The organism is Streptomyces griseiscabiei (genome assembly GCF_020010925.1).
In the GTDB taxonomy this organism is placed as follows: domain Bacteria; phylum Actinomycetota; class Actinomycetes; order Streptomycetales; family Streptomycetaceae; genus Streptomyces; species Streptomyces griseiscabiei.
In genome coordinates, this window is sequence record NZ_JAGJBZ010000002.1 from 1,008,433 (window position 1) to 1,030,314 (window position 21,882).

The window sequence follows — 21,882 nt, forward strand, 5'->3', positions numbered from 1 at the left end:
GGACCACGACCCGTCGTCACCTCCGGGCGTGGTCCCGCTGTCCGTGCTCGCTTCCGTGATCGCCCCGTCAGCCTCCGGCGGCGGGGCCGGCCGTCCCGGAGAGGGCTTCCAGGTCGCTCTTGCGGACCCTGATCACCACCACGGCGGTCACGAGGGCGAGGACGGCCATCGCGACGGCCGGTACGAAGGCCGTCGAGATGCCGTGGGAGAGGACTTCGTGGCTCCAGGGAGCCGGCAGCTGCTGGGTCTTGGCGAACTCGGCCTTCTGTTCGTCCGTCGCCTGTGCCATGAAGAGCTGCACCTGCTTCCCCGCCTCGTCCCGGCTGGCCGTGCCGAACACCGTCGTGAGGATGGACAGACCGAGTGAACCGCCCACCTGCTGGGTGACGTTGAGCAGACCGGACGCCGCGCCCGCCTCGTGCGGAGCCACCCCCGAGACCGCGGTGAGGGTGAGGGTCACGAAGTTCAGGCCCATACCGAGGGCGAACACCACCATGGGGCCGAGCACCCCGCCGACGTAGGAGCTGTCGGGGGTGAGGAAGGTCTGCCAGGTCAGGCCGAGCACGACGAGCGTCGAACCGGCCACCATGAAGGGCTTGGGCCCGAGCACCGGCAGGAACCGCTGCGACAGACCGGCACCCGTGACGATCGCGACGGTCACCGGCAGGAAGGCAAGGCCGGCCTCGATCGGTGTGTACCGCAGCACGTTCTGCACGAAGATCACGATGAAGAAGAACATCCCGAACATCGCCGCGGCGAGGCTCAGCATGATCACGTACGTGCCCGAGCGATTGCGGTCGGTGAACATCCGCAGCGGGGTGATGGGCTCCTTGGCCCGCCTCTCGACGAGGCCGAACGTCAGCAGCAGGACCATCGCCGCCGTGAAGGAACCGATGGTCAGGCTGTCGCGCCAGCCCTCCTCCGCCGCGCGGATGAATCCGTAGACCAGCGCGGCCATACCGGCGGTGGAGGTGAGCGCGCCCGTGATGTCGAACCGTCCCGGGTGCCGCTCGGACTCGCTGATGTACATCGGGGCGAGGACGGCGATCAGCACACCGATGGGCACGTTGACGAACAGCACCCAACGCCAGTCGAGCCACTCGGTGAGCATGCCGCCCGCGAGCAGACCGATGGCGCCGCCACCCGCGGAGACGGCGGCGAAGACACCGAACGCCCGGTTCCGCTCGGGCCCTTCGGGGAACGTCGTGGTGATGAGCGCCAAGGAGGTGGGTGAGGCGATCGCCCCGCCGACGCCCTGGAGGGCACGGGCCGCCAGCAGCTGCCAGGGCTCCTGGGCCAGTCCGCCGAGCAGCGAGGCGAGCGTGAACACGAGGATGCCGGTCATGAACACACGGCGGCGGCCCAGGATGTCACCGGCCCGGCCGCCGAGGAGCAGCAGACCACCGAAGGTGAGCGTGTAGGCGCTGACCACCCATGTCAGGTCGGTGGTGCTGAATTTGAGCGCGTCTTGAATGTGCGGGAGCGCGATGTTCACAATCGTCGCGTCGAGTACCACCATGAGTTGGCAGGCCGCGATGACGGTGAGCGCGATGCCGGGACGCCCCTCCCGGCGGGCGGCTCCCGGCTTCTGATCCTGAATCAACGGAGAGGTTGTCACTATGGGTCCCCCACAAGTGCCTTAGTGAACGCTTGCGTTCACTGACGGCGTCAACGGTAGTGAGTCCCCCTTAGTGAACGCAAGCGTTCATTGAAGTCACCGCCGTGATGCGCCTCCCTCCCTCGCTTCCGCTTTCGCATTCCCCGCCCCTCGGCTCAACGGAGAAACGCAGATGGTCACTTCGCGCTGGACGGCCGCTCCCGATCGAACGGCCTCCCCGCGCCGGCGCGGCGCCGTGCTGGAGCGCGCGATCCTCGATGCCGCGCTCGAACAGCTCAGTACGGTCGGCTGGAGCGGACTCACCATGGAGGGGGTCGCCGCGGGCGCGCAGACGGGCAAGGCGGCGGTCTATCGCCGCTGGCCCTCCAAGGAGGACCTCGTGGCGGACGCGCTCAAGGCCGGGCTGCCGCGGTTCGAGGAGGCGCCGGACCTCGGAAACGTGCGCGACGATCTGCTGGAGCTGTGCCGCCAGGCGCGGGAGGCGATGTTCTCGCGGCCCGGGTTCGCGCTGCGCTCAGTGATTCACGAATGCGACACCACCCAGGCCGAGCGCTTCCATGCCGTGATCATCGGAGGGGTCGTGGAGCCGACGGTCAAGCTGCTTCGCGAGGTCGTCGAGCGGGGAATCAGGCGGGGCGAGGTGCGGTCCGACGCGGCCAACGGCTATGTCTTCGACGCGATTCCGGCCATGATGATGTACCGCTCCAAGATGTGCGGGAGCGAATGGGGGGAGCGGGACATCGAGGAGATGATCGACCAGTTGATGGTGCCGCTGCTGCATCGGCGAGGCGTCTGAAGCGGGTCGGGGAGAGGGCTGAGGTTGCCCCGGGAAACCTGGGTGTCGTGCGGGGGTGCGGGCGGCGTAGGCTAAGGGCGCCATGCCGTACGAACCACCTACTCACGCCGTCGAGCGCTCGTTGCGCGCCACGACCGGGGCCAAGGTCATCGCCGGTGTCGACGAGGTGGGGCGCGGTGCGTGGGCCGGTCCCGTCACCGTCTGCGCGGCGGTCACCGGACTGCGCCGTCCGCCCGAGGGCCTCACCGACTCCAAGCTCCTGACGATCAAGCGACGCGAGTCGCTCTCCGAGGAACTGCTGAAGTGGGTGACGTCGCACGCCCTCGGTCACGCCTCTCCGGAGGAGATCGACGACCTGGGCATGACGGCCGCGCTGCGGCTGGCCGCGGTACGGGCGCTGGAAGCCCTTCCGATACGGCCCGACGCGGTCATCCTCGACGGCAAGCACGACTACCTGGGGTCACCCTGGCGGGTCCGTACGGTGATCAAGGGCGATCAGTCCTGTGTCGCCGTGGCGGCCGCCTCGGTGATCGCCAAGGTTCAGCGCGACAAAATGATGGCCGAACTGGGTGTCGACCATGCAGACTTCGGTTTCGCGGCCAACGCCGGGTATCCGTCGCCTGTCCACAAGGCCGCGCTGGCGGAGCGGGGCCCCACCCCGTACCACCGGTTGTCGTGGGCGTATCTTGATGCGCTGCCCCAGTGGCGGCACCTCAAGAGGGCCCGCAACTGGGCGGACGGAAGCGTTCCGGAGATCGAGGGTCAGCTCGGCTTCGATTTCTGACGGATTCGTTCGCACTCATGTGCCACCCGCCGACGCGTGTCGCACCGGCGTTTGATAAAAATCAGCTCATGCCTCTCATTCCCGAGGAGCCTCAGATTCACGAGAGTGCCCAGGGCCCGCGTGCCACTCCGGCCAGCGGCCGGGTCGCGCCGACCCCCCGTCCCGTACCCGGTCCCCGTCCCGCGGCTCCGCCGCGGCCCGGTCGTCCGGGTCCTGCCCGGCCGGTGCCGGTCCAGCGCGCGGCGCATGCCGCGGCCAAGCCCGGACCGTCCGCTCCTGCCGCCACCCCGCAGATCCAGCTGATCCCGGCCTCGGCCGAGGGCGCGCTGGACGCCGCAGAGGAAGCCGTCGACCTGCTGCTGGAGTCGGGCCGTGCCCCCGGCGAAGTGCTGGTGATCACCACCGGCGAGTCGCACCCGTGGGCCGACCACGAACTCTCCTTCGGTGAGGCGGCCTACTGGGCGCAGCACGACGCGGGCGACGACGTCTTCTACGCCGATGCCTCGGCCACCGACCGGGCCGCGCCGCGTCCCGTGGTCGTGGTCGCGGTCAACGGTGGAACCGACGCCGTCACCGCGCAGTCGCTGCCCAAGGCCCTCGGCCGGGCCCGGACCCTGCTGATCGTGTGCGGCGACCCGCAGACGATCAACTCGGTACTGGGCGCCGGGGTCTGAGCGACTGCGGACCTCGCCCCGGTCGGCCTGTCAGGGCTCACCGGGGGCCTGTCCGTGCCCGGAGAACGATCAGGGCACGCTGACGGCCACACCCCGCGACGGGGCGCTTCGGCGTGCCTGCGGGGTGTTTCGGCATGTCCGGGGGCTTCGCGGGATGGCCGCCGGCCTGTGCGTGTGGCTTGTCGGTGCGGGTGCGGGTGCGGGTGCGGGTGCGGGTGCGGGTGGCGTTCGCGTTCGGGTGCCGTGCGGGCCGGGGGGAGCGAGGGTGGTGCTCGGACCGGGCCCTTGCCCCGCCCGTGCCCGTGCCCGCGCAGGCTCGGGCGTGGACGCGGGCCGGTGCTGTCCGGAGCCACGGCCGCGGGCGAGGCGGATCAGCGTGCCGCGGCCCGGCGCAGTACCTCGGACGCGACGCCGCCGGTGCGCGGCATGGGCGGTGGGGCCATGGCCGTGGCGAAGGGCTCGGCCGGTGAGTCCGCGTGGGGGCGCCGGCCGCCGCGGCCCTCGCCGAGGACCTGCCAGCCGTCACGGGTCAGCGTGATGTACGCCCCGCAGCGCAGCCCGTGCAGGGTGCAGGCGTCCCGCAGTCCCCACATCCACGCCCCGTCCTCCTCCGTCCAACGCGCGTCGCCGTCACGGCAGTAGAGCAGCACGGCGGTGCGCACCGGAGTGCGTCGGCGCAGATCGTGCGGGATGACCCGCCGCAGCTGGGCGAGGAGCGCGTTGCGGAACATCCAGCCGTCGGCCGGGGCCGGACGCCGGATGAACGAGGCGCTCGCCCGCAACCGCTCGTCCGGGTCCAGGACGGCGATGACCGCCGTGGCGGGCCGGGGCTGATGCCGCGCGTGCAACCCGCTGACGACCTCCCGGGGATTACGCAGCAGCGGAATCCCGGCGGCGGCCCATTCCGCGGGCTCGAGCATCCGGTTGGCGGAAGCGGCGGACAGGTCGGCAGACGTCGACACGGAGGCCGCCGAGGACGGAGCGAATCCGAAGGTCACGATCCTCCCTTCGGCTACGCGCCCACTGCGGGCGGGGGTCGGACTTGGGGGAGCGCACGCCGCAGCAGGAGCCCTACCGATTCACGGGAGGCCGTGCGGGGAGCGGACCCCAATTCTTCCTGGCGAACTTGGTTGCGGCAACGAGCAATTGGGGCCACTGGGTGTTTTCTGGTGATTCGCTGCTTATATCCCTGCACAGAGAACTCGTCGGCCACGCCCAGGTGCCACCGCGCTCCGCCCGGTCGGTCTGCCCGTCACGCCCGGACGGCGAGAACGAGGGGCAACACCCCTTGTGCGCCCGCACGCCGGAGCACGCGCGCGGCGACCGCGAGCGTCCAGCCGGTCTCGGTGGCGTCGTCGACCAGGAGCACGGGCCCGCCTGCCTCCTGGAGCGCGACGGCGAGCTCGGGCGGCACGGTCAGCGCCCCGTCGAGCGCCTTGAGCCGCTGCGCGCTGTTGCTCCGGGTGACCTGGGAGACCGTGCCGGTGTACGCCAGCGAGCCCAGCAGAGGCAGACGGCCCACCTCGGCGATCCGCGCGCCCAGGGAACCGATCAGCCGCGGCCGGGAGCGGGACGCCATGGTGACCACCCCCACCGGGCGGGACTGGGCATCGGTCTGCCCGGAGGCCCAACCGCCGGGCCCCTTGGCCCAGTCGGACAGCACGGCGACCACGGCCTTGGCCACATCGTCCGGAACCGGCCCGTCCGGGGCCTGGGGAGCGAGCATCGGACGCAGCCGATTGCCCCAGCCGATGTCCGACAGTCGCCCCAACGCCCGCCCCGGAGCGGCCTGCTCGCCGACCGGAATACGTCCCTTGAGATTGACGCCGACCGCCGGCAGTCCCGTCGGCCACATCTTGCGGGGCTCGACCTCGACACCCGCGCGCCCCAGCTCACCGCGCGCCGCGTCCAGCGCCGCCGGGGAGACGGAGTCCGTGAACCTGGGCTTCGCGCAGGTGTCGCAGCGCCCGCACGCCACCGCCTCCTCGTCGTCCAACTGCCGCCGCAGGAACTCCATGCGGCAGCCGGGCGTCGCCACGTAGTCCCGCATGGCCTGCTGCTCGGCGGCGCGCTGCTTGGCGACCCAGGCGTAACGCTCGGTGTCGTACGTCCAGGGGACGCCGGTGGAGATCCAGCCGCCCTGGACGCGCCGGACCGCACCGTCCACGTCGAGGACCTTCAGCATCGTCTCCAGCCGGGAGCGGCGCAGCTCCACCAGTGGTTCGAGGGCCGGGAGCGACAGCGGTCGCTCCGCGTGCGCGAGGACGTCCAGGGTGCGGCGCACCTGCTCCTCCGGGGGGAAGGCGACCGAGGCGAAGTACTCCCAGATGGCCTGGTCCTCCCTGCCGGGCAGGAGCAGTACCTCGGCGTGTTCGACACCACGGCCCGCGCGGCCCACCTGCTGGTAGTAGGCGATGGGCGAGGACGGCGACCCGAGGTGGACCACGAAGCCCAGGTCGGGCTTGTCGAAGCCCATGCCCAGCGCGGAGGTGGCGACCAGGGCCTTGACCCGGTTGGCGAGCAGGTCCTCCTCGGCCTGCTGCCGGTCCGCGTTCTCCGTCTTGCCGGTGTACGACGTCACGGTGTGTCCGCACTGGCGGAGGAAGGCGGTGACCTCCTCGGCGGCGGCGACCGTGAGCGTGTAGATGATCCCGGAGCCCGGCAACTCGGCCAGGTGGTCGGCGAGCCAGGCCATCCGATGGGCGGCGTCCGGCAGTTCGAGCACTCCGAGGCTGAGGCTCTCCCGGTCCAGCGGCCCGCGCAGGACCAGCGCGTCCGTGCCGCCGCCGGTGCCCAGTTGCTCGGCCACGTCGGCCGTCACGCGCGCGTTGGCCGTGGCGGTGGTCGCCAGCACCGGTACGCCGGGCGGGAGGTCGGCCAGCATGGTGCGCAGCCGGCGGTAGTCAGGGCGGAAGTCGTGGCCCCAGTCCGAGATGCAGTGCGCCTCGTCGACCACGAGCAGACCGGTCGCGGCCGCCAGCTCGGGCAGGACCTGGTCGCGGAAGTCCGGGTTGTTGAGCCGCTCGGGGCTCACCAGGAGCACGTCGACCGAGCCCGCGGTGACTTCCTGGCGGATCGTGTCCCACTCCTCCGTGTTCGAGGAGTTGATGGTCCGTGCGTGGATACCGGCGCGGGCGGCCGCCTCGACCTGGTTGCGCATGAGGGCGAGGAGCGGGGAGACGATCACGGTGGGGCCCGCGCCCCGCTCGCGCAGCAGCGCGGTCGCGACGAAGTACACGGCGGACTTGCCCCAGCCCGTGCGCTGCACCACCAGGGCTCTGCGCTTGTCCGCGACCAGCGCCTCGATGGCGTGCCACTGGTCCTCGCGCAGCCGCGCCGCGTCCGCCGGGGCACCGACGAGGCGGGCGAGCACGGCGTCGGCGGCCGTACGCAGATCGTGGCGGTCCGTGGTGGGCAGGTCTTCGTCGCTCATGGCCCCATGCAACCCGATGCCTCGGACATCGCGCGAACGAGCGGGGCGAACTGTGGACAGCTTCTGACGTGATCATGGTCGGAGTTATCCACAGGCCAAAGCGGAATTTCAAGATCCGCGAGAGGGTCGCCGCATGACGAATCACAGCGAAGCGGCCGGGACCCCCGGCAACAGTGACATCAGCGGGCAGAGCGGATACCGGGGGCATGGCGAGCCCACCGCCCACCTGAGCCACGGAGCGCCCACCACACCTCACGGAGAACCCCAGGTCACCCTCCGCACGGCGGCCGAACTCGCCGACGCCCTGCCCTACCTGCTCGGATACCGCCCCGAGGACAGCATCGTCCTCGCCGCCCTGCACGACCGGGACGCACAGGGCCGGTTCGGCGGGCGCGCACGGCTCGGCATCCCGGCCCAGACGGACGACTGGCCGTCCGTGGCCCAGCAACTGGCCCGTGGTCTCGTGACCGGAAGTGAGCGACGGGGAGCCAAGCCGGAGAGCATGGTCGCCTTCCTCTGCCAGGACCCGGCGAGCGGTGAGTCGCCCCGCGACGTCATGGAACGCCTGCGGCCACTCGCCCAACTGCTGCGCAGGGCCTGCGGCACCCTGGATGTGCCGGTGGTGGAGGCGCTGTGCATCTCCGACGGCCGCTTCTGGTCCTACTGCTGCCCGGGGAACGGCTGTTGTCCGGCCGAGGGACAGGCGATGGGGCTGCCGGGCACCTCCGTGCTGGCCGCCGCCGCGACCTACGCCGGCCTGCAGGTCCGGGGCACCCTGAAGGAGCTGCGGGCAAGGCTCCTGCCCTGGGAGACCGCCGCCGCGCCGGAGCAGGAAGCCGCCCTCGACTCCGCGCAGTCCGCCCTCGTCCCGCGGATCCTCGACGCGGAGAGCCGTGCGGAAGTGGCGGAGGAGACCCTCGCGGCGGCACACCGCCTCATCGGGCGCCTGGCGGACGCCCCGGCGGTGTGCGGGCCGCTGGACGCGGACCTGCGTGACGACACACTCGTCGGGCACGACGACGCGGCCACCCTGATCCTCGGACTCCAGGACCGCGCCACCCGCGACCGCGCCGCCGAATGGATGGAGGGCGACGAAGCCGAGCCGGCCCTCCGCCTCTGGCGCGCCCTCGCCCGCCGCTGCGTCGGCCCCTACGGCGAGCATGCCGCCGCCCCGCTCACCCTGGTCGGCTGGGTCGCCTGGTCGACGGGCGACGAACTGGAGGCCCGCGAAGCCCTGGCCATGGCCCTCGCCGCGGATCCCGACTACCTCTTCGCCCGCCTCCTCCACCAGGCCTGCAACGAAGGCCTCGACCCGGAGTCCATTCGCCGCTGTCTGCGCGCGGAGCGCACGGGACGAGGTGGGGCGGCCGCCGGCGCGAGTGCCGTGACCGACTGCGAGAAGAGCCCGTCCGACCGATCACCCGGTGCGGAGCCGACGTCGGACCGGGCCTGCGTCGCCACCCGCCCCCGCAGTCGACGCGGGCCGCGCTCCGAAGGCGGCCCCGAGGCACGCGCCGTCCGACGATCGCCGGCCGCCACGCGTGCCCGCCGCTCGCGTTCCGCCGAGACGGGCCCTCTCGCCGGGCGACGGCCGAGGGGCGCGGCGGACGGCACGAGCGGTCGGGCACGGCGCCGCCGCGGCGGCCCGTCCGCGGAGGGGGAGACGTGACCGGACAGGTCGGGTTCGGACCTCGTACGCTCCTGCTGTTCTGGATCGTGGTGTGCCTGAAGGCGCCGGCGCCCTTCCGGGTTCGCGTGAGCACGTCACTCTCGCTCCGGAGGCGCCTGAGCCCACCGTCCTGCCTCGCCGCCCGCGCGGACGTGCCCCCGCGCCTCCGGGCCCGCCCGGGCACACCACCCCGCCGCGGTGCGCCCACGGGTCCGCCCTCTCCGCACCGCTTCCCGACTCTCGGCTCCATCGGCTTCCCGAGACGGAGGCGTGACCCTGAGCGGAGCCGTTCCGTTCACCTGAGTGGCGGTATCCGTGGCCTTGCCTCGCCGCCCGTTCACCCCGTCCCTCTCCGGCTCCCCACCTGGCGCCGAGCGCATCCCACGCGCGCCGAGAACAGAAGAAGCCGCCCCATGCCCCTGCCCTACACGCCTGACGCACCCGACGACGTCCCGTTCTTCCGCAGATCCGTCCCTTCCCAGGCCCGGGCGCGTGGGGCCGAGGCCGACGCGGCACGTACGGACATCCGCGGCCCGTCACACCGCCCCACGGGACCCCGCCCCGGCGGCCCTGTGCCTCCCCCGCCCGGGACACCCGGTTCGCCGGGCCTCACGCACCCACCCACGGGAGGCCCACCGGCCCCATCACAGGCACCGGCCTCCGCCCCGCGTCGCCCCGCGGAGCTGCCGCCGGCCCACACCACACTGATCTGTGTCGCCCTGCCGGGGCTCGCGATCTCGACGGACCAGGGCCAGCTGAACGGCAGCGGACTCGAGGGCTTCTACCGCGCGGGACGGCGGATGCTCTCCCGCTGCCAGGTACGGGTGGCGGGACGGGAACCGCTGGCGGTGCAGGCGCGCATGGTCACGGCCGACCGCGCCCGCTTCGTGGCGACGCTGCGCATGTCCACCGATGCCGGACCGGACCCGGACGTCGTGGTCGAGCGCATTCGCTACGCCGACGGCACCGAGCGCATCACGCTGCACAGCACGGCTCCCCGCCCCCTGCGTCTGCCCGTCGAGGTGTCCCTGGGCACCGACCTCGCGGAGCTGGGCGCCGTGGCTTCCGGCAGGGCCGGCCCGGAACTGCCCGCGAGCGTCCACGACTCCGGCCTCCGCTGGTCCTGTGCGAACGGGCACTCCACGGTGACGGCCCACCCTCCGCCCGCCGACGCCCTGGCCTCCGCGGGACTGCTGCGCTGGGAGCTGGAACTGCCGCCCGGCGGCACCCGCAGCGTGGAACTGCGTGTACGACCGGACGGCGCGGGGCCCATCAGACCGGTGGGACGCGGCGCGACCAGCCCACTCGCCCAGGTCAGGGTCGCGGGCGACGACCCGGCGGCACAGGCATTGCTGCACACCTGTCTGGAGGATCTCGAAGCCCTGCTGCTGCGGGACCCCAAGAGCCCGTCCGACACCCACCTCGCGGCGGGCGCGCCCTGGCGCTGCGGCATGGCTCCGGCGGACGCGCTGGTCGCGGCCCGGATGACGCTGCCGCTCGGCACCCGCCTCGCCGCAGGCACCCTGCGCACCCTCGCCCGCACCCAACTCGGGGGCAGGGAAGCGCAGTCCGGGATGATTCCGGGCCCACGACGGGACGCGGGCCCGCATCTGCCGCCGGGGTGCACGGGCACCGAGTCGACCCTCCTGTTCCCCGTGCTGCTCGCGGAGGCCCGGCGATGGGGGCTGCCGGAGCAGGAGACCGAGGAACTGCTGCCCGTCGCCGAGCGCTGTCTGCGGTGGCTGCGCGGTGCGGTAGGCACCGGCGCCTATCTGCCCGACCCGCGTCCCGGGGGACCGCTGCGCTGCGAGACCCAGGCGCACGCCCACCGGGCCGCGCTGCTGGGCGCCGATCTCCTCGACGCGTACGGCAGACCGGGCGGGGCCGCGCTGCGGGACTGGGCGAGCGAGGTGCGGAGCCGGTTCGGGGCGGACTTCTGGATCGAGGACCGGAGTGGTGGCAGACCCGCGGCCGCCCGCACCCCGGACGGGCGTCTCGTGCCGCATCTCGGCGCGGGCGCCGCTCACCTCCTCGACACCGGGCTGCTCGGTGCGGGGGAGCGGGCCCCGGGACTGCTCGACAAGGTGCGCACCGAACAACTGGCCCGGCTGCTCGGCGGGCCCGCCATGGACTCGGGGTGGGGGCTGCGGACCCTGGGGGCGAAGGAGGCGGCGTACAACCCCTTCGGTCATCGCAGCGGTGCCGTGCGGGTGATGGAGACGGCGGTCGCGGTGGCTGGGCTGGCCGGCGCCGGATACGAGAAGGAGGCGAGTTCGCTCCTGCGGGGCGTGCTGGCGGCGGCGGAGAGCTTCGGTCATCGGCTGCCCGAGATGTACGCGGGGGAGCAACGGACGGCGGGTGGCGCCCCGCTGCCGCACCCGGCCGCCTGCAGACCGGCGGCGACGGCGGCGGCAGCGGGGGTGCTGCTGCTCACGACCCTCATCGGAATCCGCCCCGACGCCCCCGCGAGGACGGTGACCCTGCGGCCGGTGCGCAGCGCGCCGCTGGGTGAGATCGGCATGACGGGGCTGCGCGTCGCGGGCGCCCCGTTCGCCGTGCGGGTCAGCAGGCTGGGGCTCGCCATGGTCGAGGAGGCGGCCGACGGACTGCAGTTGGGGGCGTGACCTCATGGGACGGACGGCGAGCGCGGCGAGGCAGTCGTGCCCCGAAAGCCGCGGCCGGCCCGTGGGACCAGGTATCGGACAGAAGTGGATCAAGTGGGGAAGCGACCGCGAAGGAGGTGTTTATCGTCAGGCAGACGACTATGATCGCGGCATGCCCTACGACCCGTCGGACTACCCGCCCTTCGCTGTCACCGTGGACCTGGTCGTGCTGACCGTCCGTCGTCACGCGCTCTGCGCGCTGACGGTACGGCGAGGCGAACAGCCGTTCCAGGGGCGGTGGGCGTTGCCCGGCGGCTTCGTGCGGCCCGACGAGGACCTGTCGCAGGCCGCGGCACGGGAGCTGGCCGAGGAGACCGGCCTGACCGCCCATGAACCGTCCGAGCCCGCCCAGGACAACGGCGCGCACCTGGAGCAGTTGGCGACCTACGGCGACCCGAAGCGGGACCCGAGGATGAGGGTCGTCAGCGTCGCCCACCTCGCCCTCGCTCCGGACCTGCCCGCGCCGCGGCCGGGAGGGGACGCCAACAGCGCGCGCTGGGCCCCCGTCGAGGAGTTGCTGGAGCAGGGCGGCTACGGGCGGGACAAGGAGCCGGTGGCACCGCTGGCCTTCGACCACGCGCAGATCCTCGCGGACGGGGTGGAGCGCGCCCGGTCCAAGATCGAGTACTCCTCGCTGGCCACGGCCTTCTGCCCGCCGGAGTTCACGGTCGGCGAGTTGCGGCGTGTCTACGAGGCGGTGTGGGGCGTGGCGCTGGACCCGCGCAACTTCCATCGCAAGGTGACGGGTACGCCGGGCTTCCTGGTGCCCACCGGAGGGACCACCACGCGCCAGGGCGGCCGCCCCGCCCAGCTCTTCCGCGCCGGCGGCGCCACCCTCCTGAACCCGCCGATGCTGCGTCCCGAAGTCTGACGCCGCGCAGCGGGATGCGCCCGTGTCGCCGCGTTCGGCGTCCTCGGTCGTGCGGTGAACCGCGAGGCAACCGGAAAAACGGACATACCGCGCTATCTTGCTTCAGGTGATCCAGGCCATCGGATTGACCAGCAATCCCCGCAAGGAGTCTCCGCCCGCAGTCGACGATGTGTCCTTCGAGGCGCACTCCGGCCGCGTCACCGCACTCCTCGGGGCCCCCGGAGCGGGCAAGTCGACCACGCTGAAACTCGTCCTCGAACTCCAACGGGGCCGTGGGGTCGCCTACTTCAGAGGCCGCCCCCTGCACCGCATCGCGCACCCCGCACGCGAGGTGGGCGTGCTCCTCGGGGTCGTTCCCGGCCACCCCGCCCGCACGGTCCGCAACCATCTGCGCATGCTCTGCGCGGCGGCGGGCCTGCCCGCGCGGCGTGCCGACGAAGTCCTGGAGGTCGTGGGCCTGGTCAGTCTGTGCGAGGCCCGGCTGAACACCCTGTCGCGGGGCATGGACCGCCGCCTCGGCCTGGCCTGCGCCCTGCTGTCCGATCCGCACACCCTCGTGCTGGACGATCCGGCCGACGGGCTGGCCGTCCGCGAAGGCCGATGGCTGCACGGGATCATGCGGGCGCACGCCGACCAGGGGGGCACGGTCCTGTTCACCACCGGTGACCCCAAGGAGGCCGCGCGGACCGCCGACCAGGTCCTCACCCTCGAACGGGGCAGGCTCGTGGCCGACCAGGACGTCGCGGAGTTCTCCCGTACCCGGCTCCGGCCCAGGGTCGCCGTCCGCACCCCCCACGCCGCCCGCCTCGGAGCACTGCTCACCAAGGAGGCCCGGACCGCGCGGCGTTCCGTGGAGATCGTGCGGGAGGGCGGCAACCGGCTGTCGGTCTACGGCAGTACATGCGCCGAGGTCGGAGAGATCGTGTTCCGGCACGGCATCCTGGTCCACCAACTCGCGGACGAGGTCGGGGACATGGGCCCCACGCAGCTGCCGCTGCCGCCGTCCGCCGACGAAGAGGCGCTCGGAGACGCCGGCGCCCGTGACTCGCTCCAGGACGCCCGGGAGCCCGCCGAGGGGCTTCCGGCGCCCCTTCCGGCGCCCAGTGTGGAACCTCGGGCGGTTGCGGTCGAGGCATGGGGACCGGCCGACGACGCGCCCGACGTCAACTCCGCGCCTCTCGGCGACGTCGCCCCACAAGATCGATCGGTGTCGTGCGCGGCTCCCGTGCCTGGTGATCACTTCACGTCATCCGCGGATGCCGAACCCCTCGACCTGCTCCTGGCGGACGTCGATCCCGGCCTCGGCGCCTCCCGCGAGCCCCGTACCGCCGCCGCGGACGACGCCCACCCCGCGCCGCCGCCCGCCGCCCGGCCGTCCGAGGCGGTTCCGCTGCCTCCGCTGCCGCCCCCCATCGCCGTGCGTTCGGCGCCGAGCCCGTTGCGTCCGCTGCGCTACGAGCTGCGGCGGGCGGGCGGGGTCGGCACGGCGTACGTCACCGCCGCGGCCGTACTGGTCACCTCCGCCCTCATGGCGGTGTTCCTGGCCAGGATCGGGCACACCCCGCAGCCACGGCTGCTGGCCGCGTGGCCGAGGGAGCTGCCGTTGCCGCCCGCCGCCATCGGGGCGGGGCTGCTGGGGGCCGTCGCCTTCGGAGACGAGTTCCGCCACCCCGCCCTGGCCGCCCACCGCGGCACCGTCCCCCGGCGACTGGGGCTCCTCGTCGCGAAACTCCTTGTCGCGGCCGTCACCGCGGTGCTGCTGGCCGTCCTCACCGTGGGCTGCGACCTCGAAGTGCTCTACCTCGTCTACGGACCGGAACTCGTCTCCGTTCCCGCCGACTGGTTCCCGCTCGGCGCGAGTTGGGTCGGCCTCGTCGTGGGGTGCGCATGGGCGGGCGTGCTCGCGGCGGGTGTCTTCCGGTCGACCTCCGCGGGGCTCGCGGCCGTGGTCGCCGTGCCCCTCGTCGTCGTACCTCTGGTGCAGAAGGCGCTGGAAGGCGCGAGCGTGCGCAGCGCGGTCGGGTTTCCGATGCGGCTGCGGGAGCTCGTCCTGATGCAGTGGCCGTTCGGCGGAGAGCGCTATCTGGAGGCCGTGGCACGGGCGGTCTCCCAACCCGTGGGCGGGGCGCTGCTGTTGTCGCTGACGGCGCTGCTGGGGGCCTACGCGCTCACGAACCTGCGCAGCCGGGTCCGGTCATGATCACCCTCATCCTTTCGTGCTCACTGTCCGTGCTCTTCCGTTGGCGCAATGCGCACAACTCCTCGTAGAACGCCCATTTCTTTCCGATAAGGCGTCAATTGCGACGGGGTGAGCGATCACCCTTTCGTGTGCTTTTCACCAAAGACCTCAAGGGAGTTGGGAACGCAGCCGACAAAGGATGCGTGAGTACCCTTGCGCACACCATGATGACCGCCGCCCGCTCCGCCGAATCCGGCCTCGCAGGACCGGGCGAACTCGACCGCTACCCCTACGCCGAGCACCCCGGTGTCGACCGCGTGAGCCTCCCCGCCTGGGACGGCGCGGACCCCGAGCTGGGGCGCGTGGGCCGACGCGCCGCCGGGAGCCGCGGACGCGGGCTGCACGGCCAACTCGTCCAGCAGCTCGGCCAGATGATCGTCTCCGGTGACCTGGGCGCGGACCGCCCCCTCGTACCGGAGGAGATCGGTCAGCGGTTCGAGGTCTCCCGCACCGTCGTCCGTGAATCCCTGCGCGTCCTGGAGGCCAAGGGCCTGGTCAGCGCCCGCCCGAACGTCGGCACACGCGTCCGCCCGGTCAGCGACTGGAACCTGCTCGACCCGGACATCATCGAGTGGCGGGCCTTCGGCCCCCAGCGCGACGACCAGCGGCGCGAGCTGAGCGAGCTGCGCTGGACGATCGAGCCGCTGGCCGCCCGCCTCGCCGCCGGGCACGGCCGTGACGACGTGCAGCAGCGCCTCGGCGACATGGTCGAGCTGATGGGCCACGCGATGGCGCAGGGCGACGCGCTGACCTTCTCCCGCGCGGACGCCGAGTTCCACTCGCTGCTCATCCAGCTCGCGGGCAACCGCATGCTGGAGCACCTCTCGGGGATCGTCTCCGCCGCCCTCCAGGTCTCCGGCGGTCCGGTCACCGGATGCGACCGGCCGACCGAGGCGACCCTGACGCACCACGCCAGGATCGTCGACGCGCTCGCCGCGGGCGACGGAGGGGCTGCCGAGGCGGCCATGCGTCAGCTGCTCATCGTCCATCCCGAGGTGGAGCGTGTGGTGCCGGCGCCGCGCGAGCACTGAGGGCGCCGAGAGCGGGACAAGGGCGGCACGGCCCGGGCACCGGCCCTTCCGTGACGCCGCTCCACCGGCGGCCCCGTGCCGCCGGGCCCCATCGGATCCTCCCGGGATTCGGCGGGTCTCGGCGGCACGACCGGCGGCGGACTCCGGCGGGAGCGGTGTTCCCCGTGTGACGGAGGCCCCGGGTGGACGTGCCGGAACTCGACGGGACCGATGATCCACATTGAGGAGTTCGTTCGGGAATCGTTCGGGTACCCGTCCCAGCAGAACCGGTTGTGGCCTTGATCGATAGCCTCTGACAGTGTCTGACCGCTTTTGAGCGCTTACGGGGTGTGACTCGGGCCACGCAGATTGGGCGTAACGCTCGTGGGAACAGCGCGATGACCTAAGAGGTGACAGCCGCGGAGGGAATACGGACGCCGTTCACGGCGCTGTGCATCTTCCCGGCCCCCGCCCGCACCGTCGGCCCACTCCCAAGCCGGTGGTCGGCTCCTGTCCGCACCGGACGGGGCCGGAAGCCGTTTTCCAACGTTCCGAGAGGTTGTTCGTGTCGGCCAGCACATCCCGTACGCTCCCGCCGGAGATCGCCGAGTCCGTCTCTGTCATGGCGCTCATTGAGCGGGGAAAGGCTGAGGGGCAGATCGCCGGCGACGATGTGCGTCGGGCCTTCGAAGCTGACCAGATTCCGGCCACTCAGTGGAAGAACGTACTGCGCAGCCTCAACCAGATCCTCGAGGAAGAGGGTGTGACGCTGATGGTCAGTGCCGCGGAACCCAAGCGCACCCGAAAGAGCGTCGCAGCGAAGAGTCCGGCCAAGCGCACCGCCACCAAGACGGTCGCGGCGAAGACGGTGACCACCAAGAAGGCCACCGCCACCGCCGCTCCCGCGGTGCCCGCCGCCGACGACTCCGCCGAGGACGCCGCCCCCGCCAGGAAGGCCGCCGCGAAGAAGGCGGTCGCGAAGAAGGCGGCCCCCGCCAAGAAGACCGTCGCCGCCAAGAAGACGGCGGCCAAGAAGACCACCGCCAAGAAGGACGACGCGGAGCTCGCCGACGAAGAGGTCGTCGAGGAGACTCCCGGCAAGCCCGGCGAGGAGCCCGAGGGCACCGAGAACGCCGGGTTCGTCCTGTCCGACGAGGACGAGGACGACGCGCCCGCCCAGCAGGTCGCCGCCGCCGGTGCCACCGCCGACCCGGTCAAGGACTACCTCAAGCAGATTGGCAAGGTCCCGCTGCTCAACGCCGAGCAGGAGGTCGAGCTCGCCAAGCGCATCGAGGCCGGTCTGTTCGCCGAGGACAAGCTGGCCAACGCCGACAAGCTCGCCCCCAAGCTCAAGCGCGAGCTGGAGATCATCGCCGAGGACGGCCGCCGCGCCAAGAACCACCTCCTGGAGGCCAACCTCCGTCTGGTGGTCTCCCTGGCCAAGCGCTACACCGGTCGCGGCATGCTCTTCCTGGACCTCATCCAGGAGGGCAACCTCGGTCTGATCCGCGCGGTCGAGAAGTTCGACTACACCAAGGGCTACAAGTTCTCCACGTACGCCACCTGGTGGATCCGTCAGGCGATCACCCGCGCCATGGCCGACCAGGCCCGCACCATCCGTATCCCGGTGCACATGGTCGAGGTCATCAACAAGCTCGCCCGTGTGCAGCGCCAGATGCTCCAGGACCTGGGCCGCGAGCCCACCCCGGAGGAGCTGGCCAAGGAACTCGACATGACCCCCGAGAAGGTCATCGAGGTCCAGAAGTACGGCCGCGAGCCCATCTCGCTGCACACCCCGCTCGGCGAGGACGGCGACAGCGAGTTCGGTGACCTCATCGAGGACTCCGAGGCCGTCGTCCCGGCCGACGCGGTCAGCTTCACGCTCCTCCAGGAGCAGCTGCACTCGGTCCTCGACACGCTCTCCGAGCGCGAGGCGGGCGTCGTCTCCATGCGCTTCGGTCTCACCGACGGCCAGCCGAAGACCCTCGACGAGATCGGCAAGGTCTACGGCGTCACGCGTGAGCGCATTCGCCAGATCGAGTCCAAGACGATGTCGAAGCTGCGTCACCCGTCGCGTTCGCAGGTGCTGCGCGACTACCTCGACTAGGCGGCACGGCACCACCGCACGATCGGCTCCGAAGGCCCGGTTCCCCCGAAGGAACCGGGCCTTCGCCGTGTGTGCGGCATGCGGAAGCCGACCCGGTGGATCACTCTGGGTGTGCCATTCATGTCCCGGAGTGAGGAGCGCGCATGCGTCGATCGTTCGCCCGACTGCTGGCCGTCGCGGCCACCACCGCCGTCATACCGCTGGTGTCACCGCCACCGGCGACGGCCGAGGTCGTCATCGGCGGTCATCCGGTCGAGATCTCCCAGGCGCCCTGGACGGTGGCGCTGTCCAGCCGTGACCGGTTCGGGGGTACGCGGGCCGGACAGTTCTGCGGCGGTGTGGTGGTGGGCCGTACCACCGTCCTGACGGCCGCCCACTGCCTCAGTGAGAGCGTGCTGGGAGGGCCTCCGGAGCGTGTCGCCGATCTGCGGATCATCGCGGGCCGCGCCGAACTGCAGTCGGCCGAGGGCCAGGAGATCGCGGTGAGCGGGGCCTGGGTCAACCCCGAGTACGACCCCTATACGAACGCCGGGGACTTCGCGGTGGTGACCCTCGCCTCGCCGCTGCCCGAGGACTCCGTCATCGGGCTCGCGGGAGCGGGTGACACGGCGTACGTGCCGGGCACGCCGGCCGCGGTCTACGGCTGGGGGGACACGACGGCCGCCGGGGACTACGCCCGGAGTCTGCGGGCCGCCCCCGTGAAGGTGCTGGCCGACACGGTCTGCGAGCGGGCCTATCCGGGCAGCGCGGAGGGCAGATACCTGTCCGATTCCATGGTGTGCGCAGGGGAACAGGAGGGTGGCCGGGACGCCTGCCAGGGGGACAGCGGAGGGCCGCTGGTCGCCCGGGGGAAGCTGATCGGGCTCGTGTCGTGGGGCAGCGGCTGTGGGCTCGCCGGGAATCCCGGCGTCTACACCAGGGGCTCGTACGTGGCCCGGGTGCTGGAGGAGAACCGCTGAGGCGGCGCTGAGGCGCCGTACGGGGTCACGCGCCGTGCCGCCCGTGCCCCGATGGGGAGCGGGCAGTGAAGGCGGACCGTGTGTGCGGCACGAGAGCGGGCGGCCACCCCGTGTGTACGGGAGTGGCCGCCCGGTCACCGGCCTCGAGCCGGTGGCGGCTCGTCGTAGGTGCGAAGCGTCAGCGCTCGTCCTCTTCTGCGGTCGCGGGAGCGGCCGTGAGCCGCTCCGTCTCGTCCTGTATCTCCGCGGCGATCTTCTTGAGCTCCGGCTCGAACTTGCGGCCGTGGTGGGCGCAGAACAGCAGCTCTCCACCGCTCAGCAGGACGACGCGCAGGTAGGCCTGGGCGCCGCAGCGGTCGCATCGGTCAGCGGCCGTCAGCGGGGTCGCGGGGGTCAGAACAGTAGTCACGTCGCCTCTTCTCTAGCTCGACGAGCTGTCGTACCAGGGTCAACATCCAACCAGGCCGAAAACGTTCCCGCTCGCGGCTTTAACTCGAAAAAATCTTTCCGGGCCGGCTGTCTGCTGCCGGTTGGCGGCGAATGAGCCGTAGTGCGTGTCTTCGTGTCGTACGGGTTCGCGCTGTCTGTCGGGTGGTTCTGGTGGTTGTTCTTTCGGTTGTACGGTCCTACCGGCTGGGTTGCCGTTTGTTCATGAGGACGTGCCCGGAGCCTAAATGGTTCATGCCTCGAAGGGAACGTGATATGTACTTCACCCCATCGAGGGATCGAACGTGTATGCGAGTCTGGACTACTCTGAGTTTCGGACGAGGGTGGCGTTACAACGGCTCTACCAGGCCTCGGTACCCTCGGACCGGCAACAGAGCCCGGCCCCTTACCCCAAAGGGCCTCACCTGAAATTCAGCGAGGAGCGAACCGCGTGACCGCCGATACGTCCGTGCCGTCCACAGCGCTGCTGACCGGAGCAGACCGGGACGGTTCCAACTACACCGCGCGGCACCTGCTCGTCCTCGAGGGGCTCGAGGCCGTGCGGAAGCGCCCCGGTATGTACATCGGCTCGACGGACAGTCGAGGCCTGATGCACTGCCTGTGGGAGATCATCGACAACTCCGTGGACGAGGCCCTCGGGGGCTACTGCGACCACATCGAGGTGATCCTCCACGACGACGCCTCCGTCGAGGTGCGTGACAACGGCCGTGGCATCCCGGTCGACGTCGAGCCCAAGACCGGCCTCTCCGGTGTCGAGGTCGTCATGACCAAGCTGCACGCCGGCGGCAAGTTCGGCGGCGGCTCGTACGCCGCCTCCGGCGGTCTGCACGGCGTGGGCGCCTCCGTGGTGAACGCCCTCTCCGCCCGTCTGGACGTCGAGGTCGACCGCAGCGGCAGCACGCACGCCATCAGCTTCCGGCGCGGCGTGCCCGGCGCCTTCGCGGGCAACGGCCCGGACGCCAAGTTCGAGACCGGCGGTCTGCGCAAGGGCAAGCGGATCCCCAAGACGCGCACCGGCACACGCGTGCGCTACTGGGCCGACCGCCAGATCTTCCTCAAGGACGCCAAGCTCTCGCTGGAGCACCTGCACCAGCGTGCCCGGCAGACCGCTTTCCTGGTGCCCGGACTGACGATCGTCGTCCGTGACGAGTTCGGCCTCGGTGACGGCGGCAGCAAGGGCGAGGAGTCGTTCCGCTTCGACGGCGGGATCAGCGAGTTCTGCGAGTACCTGGCCTCCGACAAGCCCGTCTGCGACGTCCTCCGCTTCTCCGGACAGGGCACCTTCAAGGAGACCGTGCCCGTCCTCGACGAGCACGGGCAGATGACGCCCACCCAGGTCACCCGCGAGCTCGGTGTCGACGTCGCCATGCGCTGGGGCACCGGCTACGACACGACCCTCAAGTCGTTCGTGAACATCATCGCCACCCCCAAGGGCGGCACCCACGTCGCCGGCTTCGAGCAGGCCGTGGCCTCCACCATGAACGAGGTGCTGCGCGCCAAGAAGCTGCTGCGCGTCGCCGAGGACGACGTCGTCAAGGACGACGCGCTGGAGGGCCTCACCGCCGTCGTCACCGTGCGTCTCGCCGAACCGCAGTTCGAGGGGCAGACCAAGGAGGTCCTCGGCACCTCGGCGGCCCGGCGCATCGTGGCGCAGGTGATCGCCAAGGAGCTCAAGGCGTTCCTGACCTCCACCAAGCGGGATGCCGCCGCTCAGGCGCGGGTCGTCATGGAGAAGGCGGTCGCCGCCGCCCGTACGCGGATCGCCGCGCGTCAGCACAAGGACGCGCAGCGGCGGAAGACCGCGTTGGAGTCGTCCTCGCTGCCCGCGAAGCTCGCCGACTGCCGCAGTGACGACGTCGAGCGCAGTGAGCTGTTCATCGTCGAGGGGGACTCGGCGCTCGGTACGGCGAAGCTCGCGCGGAACTCCGAGTTCCAGGCGCTGCTGCCGATCCGGGGCAAGATCCTCAATGTGCAGAAGTCGTCCGTGACCGACATGCTCAAGAACGCCGAGTGCGGTGCGATCATCCAGGTCATAGGGGCTGGGTCCGGGCGTACGTTCGATATCGACGCGGCGCGTTACGGCAAGATCATCATGATGACCGACGCCGACGTGGACGGGTCGCACATCCGGTGCCTGCTGCTGACGCTGTTCCAGCGGTACATGCGGCCGATGGTCGAGGCGGGGCGGGTCTTCGCCGCGGTGCCGCCGCTGCACCGGATCGAGCTTGTCCAGCCCAAGAGGGGGCAGGACAAGTACGTCTACACGTACTCGGACCGTGAGCTGCGGGACAAGCTGCTGGAGTTCCAGAGCAAGGGCGTTCGGTACAAGGACTCCATCCAGCGCTACAAGGGTCTCGGCGAGATGGACGCGGACCAGTTGGCGGAGACGACGATGGATCCGCGGCACCGGACGCTGCGGCGGATCAATCTGTCGGACCTGGAGGCGGCTGAGCAGGTGTTCGATCTGCTGATGGGGAACGACGTGGCGCCGCGCAAGGAGTTCATCTCCAGTTCGGCGGCTACGTTGGATCGGTCGCGGATCGACGCGTAGTCGCTGCGCTGGCTTGGGCGGGTGGGCTTTCGGTCGGTGGGGTGGCTTCGCGTGGGGGTGG

The 21,882-nt window shown here is 71.5% G+C and carries 15 protein-coding genes; 11 read left to right on the forward strand and 4 right to left on the reverse strand.

Going from position 1 to position 21,882, the window contains the following annotated elements; all coding sequences use genetic code 11:
- Window positions 1-67: 67 nt before the first annotated feature.
- Window positions 68-1,618, reverse strand: a complete 1,551-nt coding sequence (locus tag J8M51_RS21830) for an MFS transporter (protein ID WP_086756942.1) — start codon at window positions 1,616-1,618, stop codon at window positions 68-70.
- Window positions 1,619-1,790: 172 nt separating this feature from the next.
- Here J8M51_RS21830 and J8M51_RS21835 point away from each other — a divergent pair, with 172 nt between their 5' ends.
- The 3 genes from J8M51_RS21835 to J8M51_RS21845 all read left to right on the forward strand — a co-directional run bounded on the left by J8M51_RS21835 (window position 1,791) and on the right by J8M51_RS21845 (window position 3,872).
- Window positions 1,791-2,414 (forward strand): TetR/AcrR family transcriptional regulator, encoded by a 624-nt coding sequence (locus J8M51_RS21835; RefSeq protein ID WP_086756941.1) that lies wholly within the window; start codon window positions 1,791-1,793, stop codon window positions 2,412-2,414.
- A gap of 82 nt (window positions 2,415-2,496) precedes the next feature.
- Window positions 2,497-3,198 carry a ribonuclease HII gene (locus J8M51_RS21840; RefSeq protein WP_086756940.1) on the forward strand — a complete coding sequence of 234 codons (702 nt, stop codon included), beginning with the start codon at window positions 2,497-2,499 and terminating at the stop codon, window positions 3,196-3,198.
- Between the two features lie 68 nt (window positions 3,199-3,266).
- Entirely contained in the window at window positions 3,267-3,872 is a 606-nt protein-coding gene (locus J8M51_RS21845) for a hypothetical protein (RefSeq protein WP_086756939.1), read from the forward strand.
- A gap of 371 nt (window positions 3,873-4,243) precedes the next feature.
- Here J8M51_RS21845 and J8M51_RS21850 read toward each other — a convergent pair whose 3' ends face one another.
- Entirely contained in the window at window positions 4,244-4,870 is a 627-nt protein-coding gene (locus J8M51_RS21850; protein WP_086756937.1) for a hypothetical protein, read from the reverse strand.
- Window positions 4,871-5,124: 254 nt separating this feature from the next.
- Window positions 5,125-7,305 carry a RecQ family ATP-dependent DNA helicase gene (locus J8M51_RS21855; protein ID WP_086756936.1) on the reverse strand — a complete coding sequence of 727 codons (2,181 nt, stop codon included), beginning with the start codon at window positions 7,303-7,305 and terminating at the stop codon, window positions 5,125-5,127.
- A gap of 133 nt (window positions 7,306-7,438) precedes the next feature.
- On the opposite strand from J8M51_RS21855, the gene J8M51_RS21860 reads away from it, so the two are divergent.
- From J8M51_RS21860 to J8M51_RS21890, 7 genes are all read left to right on the forward strand, one after another.
- Entirely contained in the window at window positions 7,439-8,974 is a 1,536-nt protein-coding gene (locus J8M51_RS21860; RefSeq protein ID WP_267299409.1) for a DUF4192 domain-containing protein, read from the forward strand.
- Window positions 8,975-9,387: 413 nt separating this feature from the next.
- The gene (locus J8M51_RS21865) at window positions 9,388-11,598 is read left to right on the forward strand and encodes a glycogen debranching N-terminal domain-containing protein (RefSeq protein ID WP_267299410.1); all 2,211 of its coding nucleotides are present in this window, start codon (window positions 9,388-9,390) and stop codon (window positions 11,596-11,598) included.
- Between the two features lie 151 nt (window positions 11,599-11,749).
- Complete coding sequence (locus tag J8M51_RS21870) at window positions 11,750-12,508, forward strand: NUDIX hydrolase (protein ID WP_086762112.1); 759 nt, start codon at window positions 11,750-11,752, stop codon at window positions 12,506-12,508.
- Window positions 12,509-12,614: 106 nt separating this feature from the next.
- The gene (locus tag J8M51_RS21875) at window positions 12,615-14,708 is read left to right on the forward strand and encodes an ABC transporter ATP-binding protein (protein ID WP_086762114.1); all 2,094 of its coding nucleotides are present in this window, start codon (window positions 12,615-12,617) and stop codon (window positions 14,706-14,708) included.
- A 182-nt stretch (window positions 14,709-14,890) separates the two neighbouring features.
- A complete protein-coding gene (locus J8M51_RS21880) occupies window positions 14,891-15,778 on the forward strand; it encodes a FadR/GntR family transcriptional regulator (protein WP_179203417.1) in 888 nt (295 codons plus the stop codon).
- A gap of 544 nt (window positions 15,779-16,322) precedes the next feature.
- Window positions 16,323-17,864 carry an RNA polymerase sigma factor gene (locus tag J8M51_RS21885; protein WP_086762120.1) on the forward strand — a complete coding sequence of 514 codons (1,542 nt, stop codon included), beginning with the start codon at window positions 16,323-16,325 and terminating at the stop codon, window positions 17,862-17,864.
- 143 nt (window positions 17,865-18,007) lie between these two features.
- Window positions 18,008-18,823: a S1 family peptidase gene (locus J8M51_RS21890; RefSeq protein WP_086762118.1), complete on the forward strand. Its 816-nt coding sequence runs from the start codon at window positions 18,008-18,010 to the stop codon at window positions 18,821-18,823.
- A gap of 178 nt (window positions 18,824-19,001) precedes the next feature.
- Here J8M51_RS21890 and J8M51_RS21895 read toward each other — a convergent pair whose 3' ends face one another.
- Window positions 19,002-19,232, reverse strand: a complete 231-nt coding sequence (locus J8M51_RS21895; protein ID WP_013000244.1) for a DUF7455 domain-containing protein — start codon at window positions 19,230-19,232, stop codon at window positions 19,002-19,004.
- 468 nt (window positions 19,233-19,700) lie between these two features.
- Between J8M51_RS21895 and J8M51_RS21900 the strand changes: the two genes are divergently transcribed.
- Complete coding sequence (locus J8M51_RS21900; RefSeq protein ID WP_216589075.1) at window positions 19,701-21,821, forward strand: DNA gyrase/topoisomerase IV subunit B; 2,121 nt, start codon at window positions 19,701-19,703, stop codon at window positions 21,819-21,821.
- Window positions 21,822-21,882: the final 61 nt, after the last annotated feature.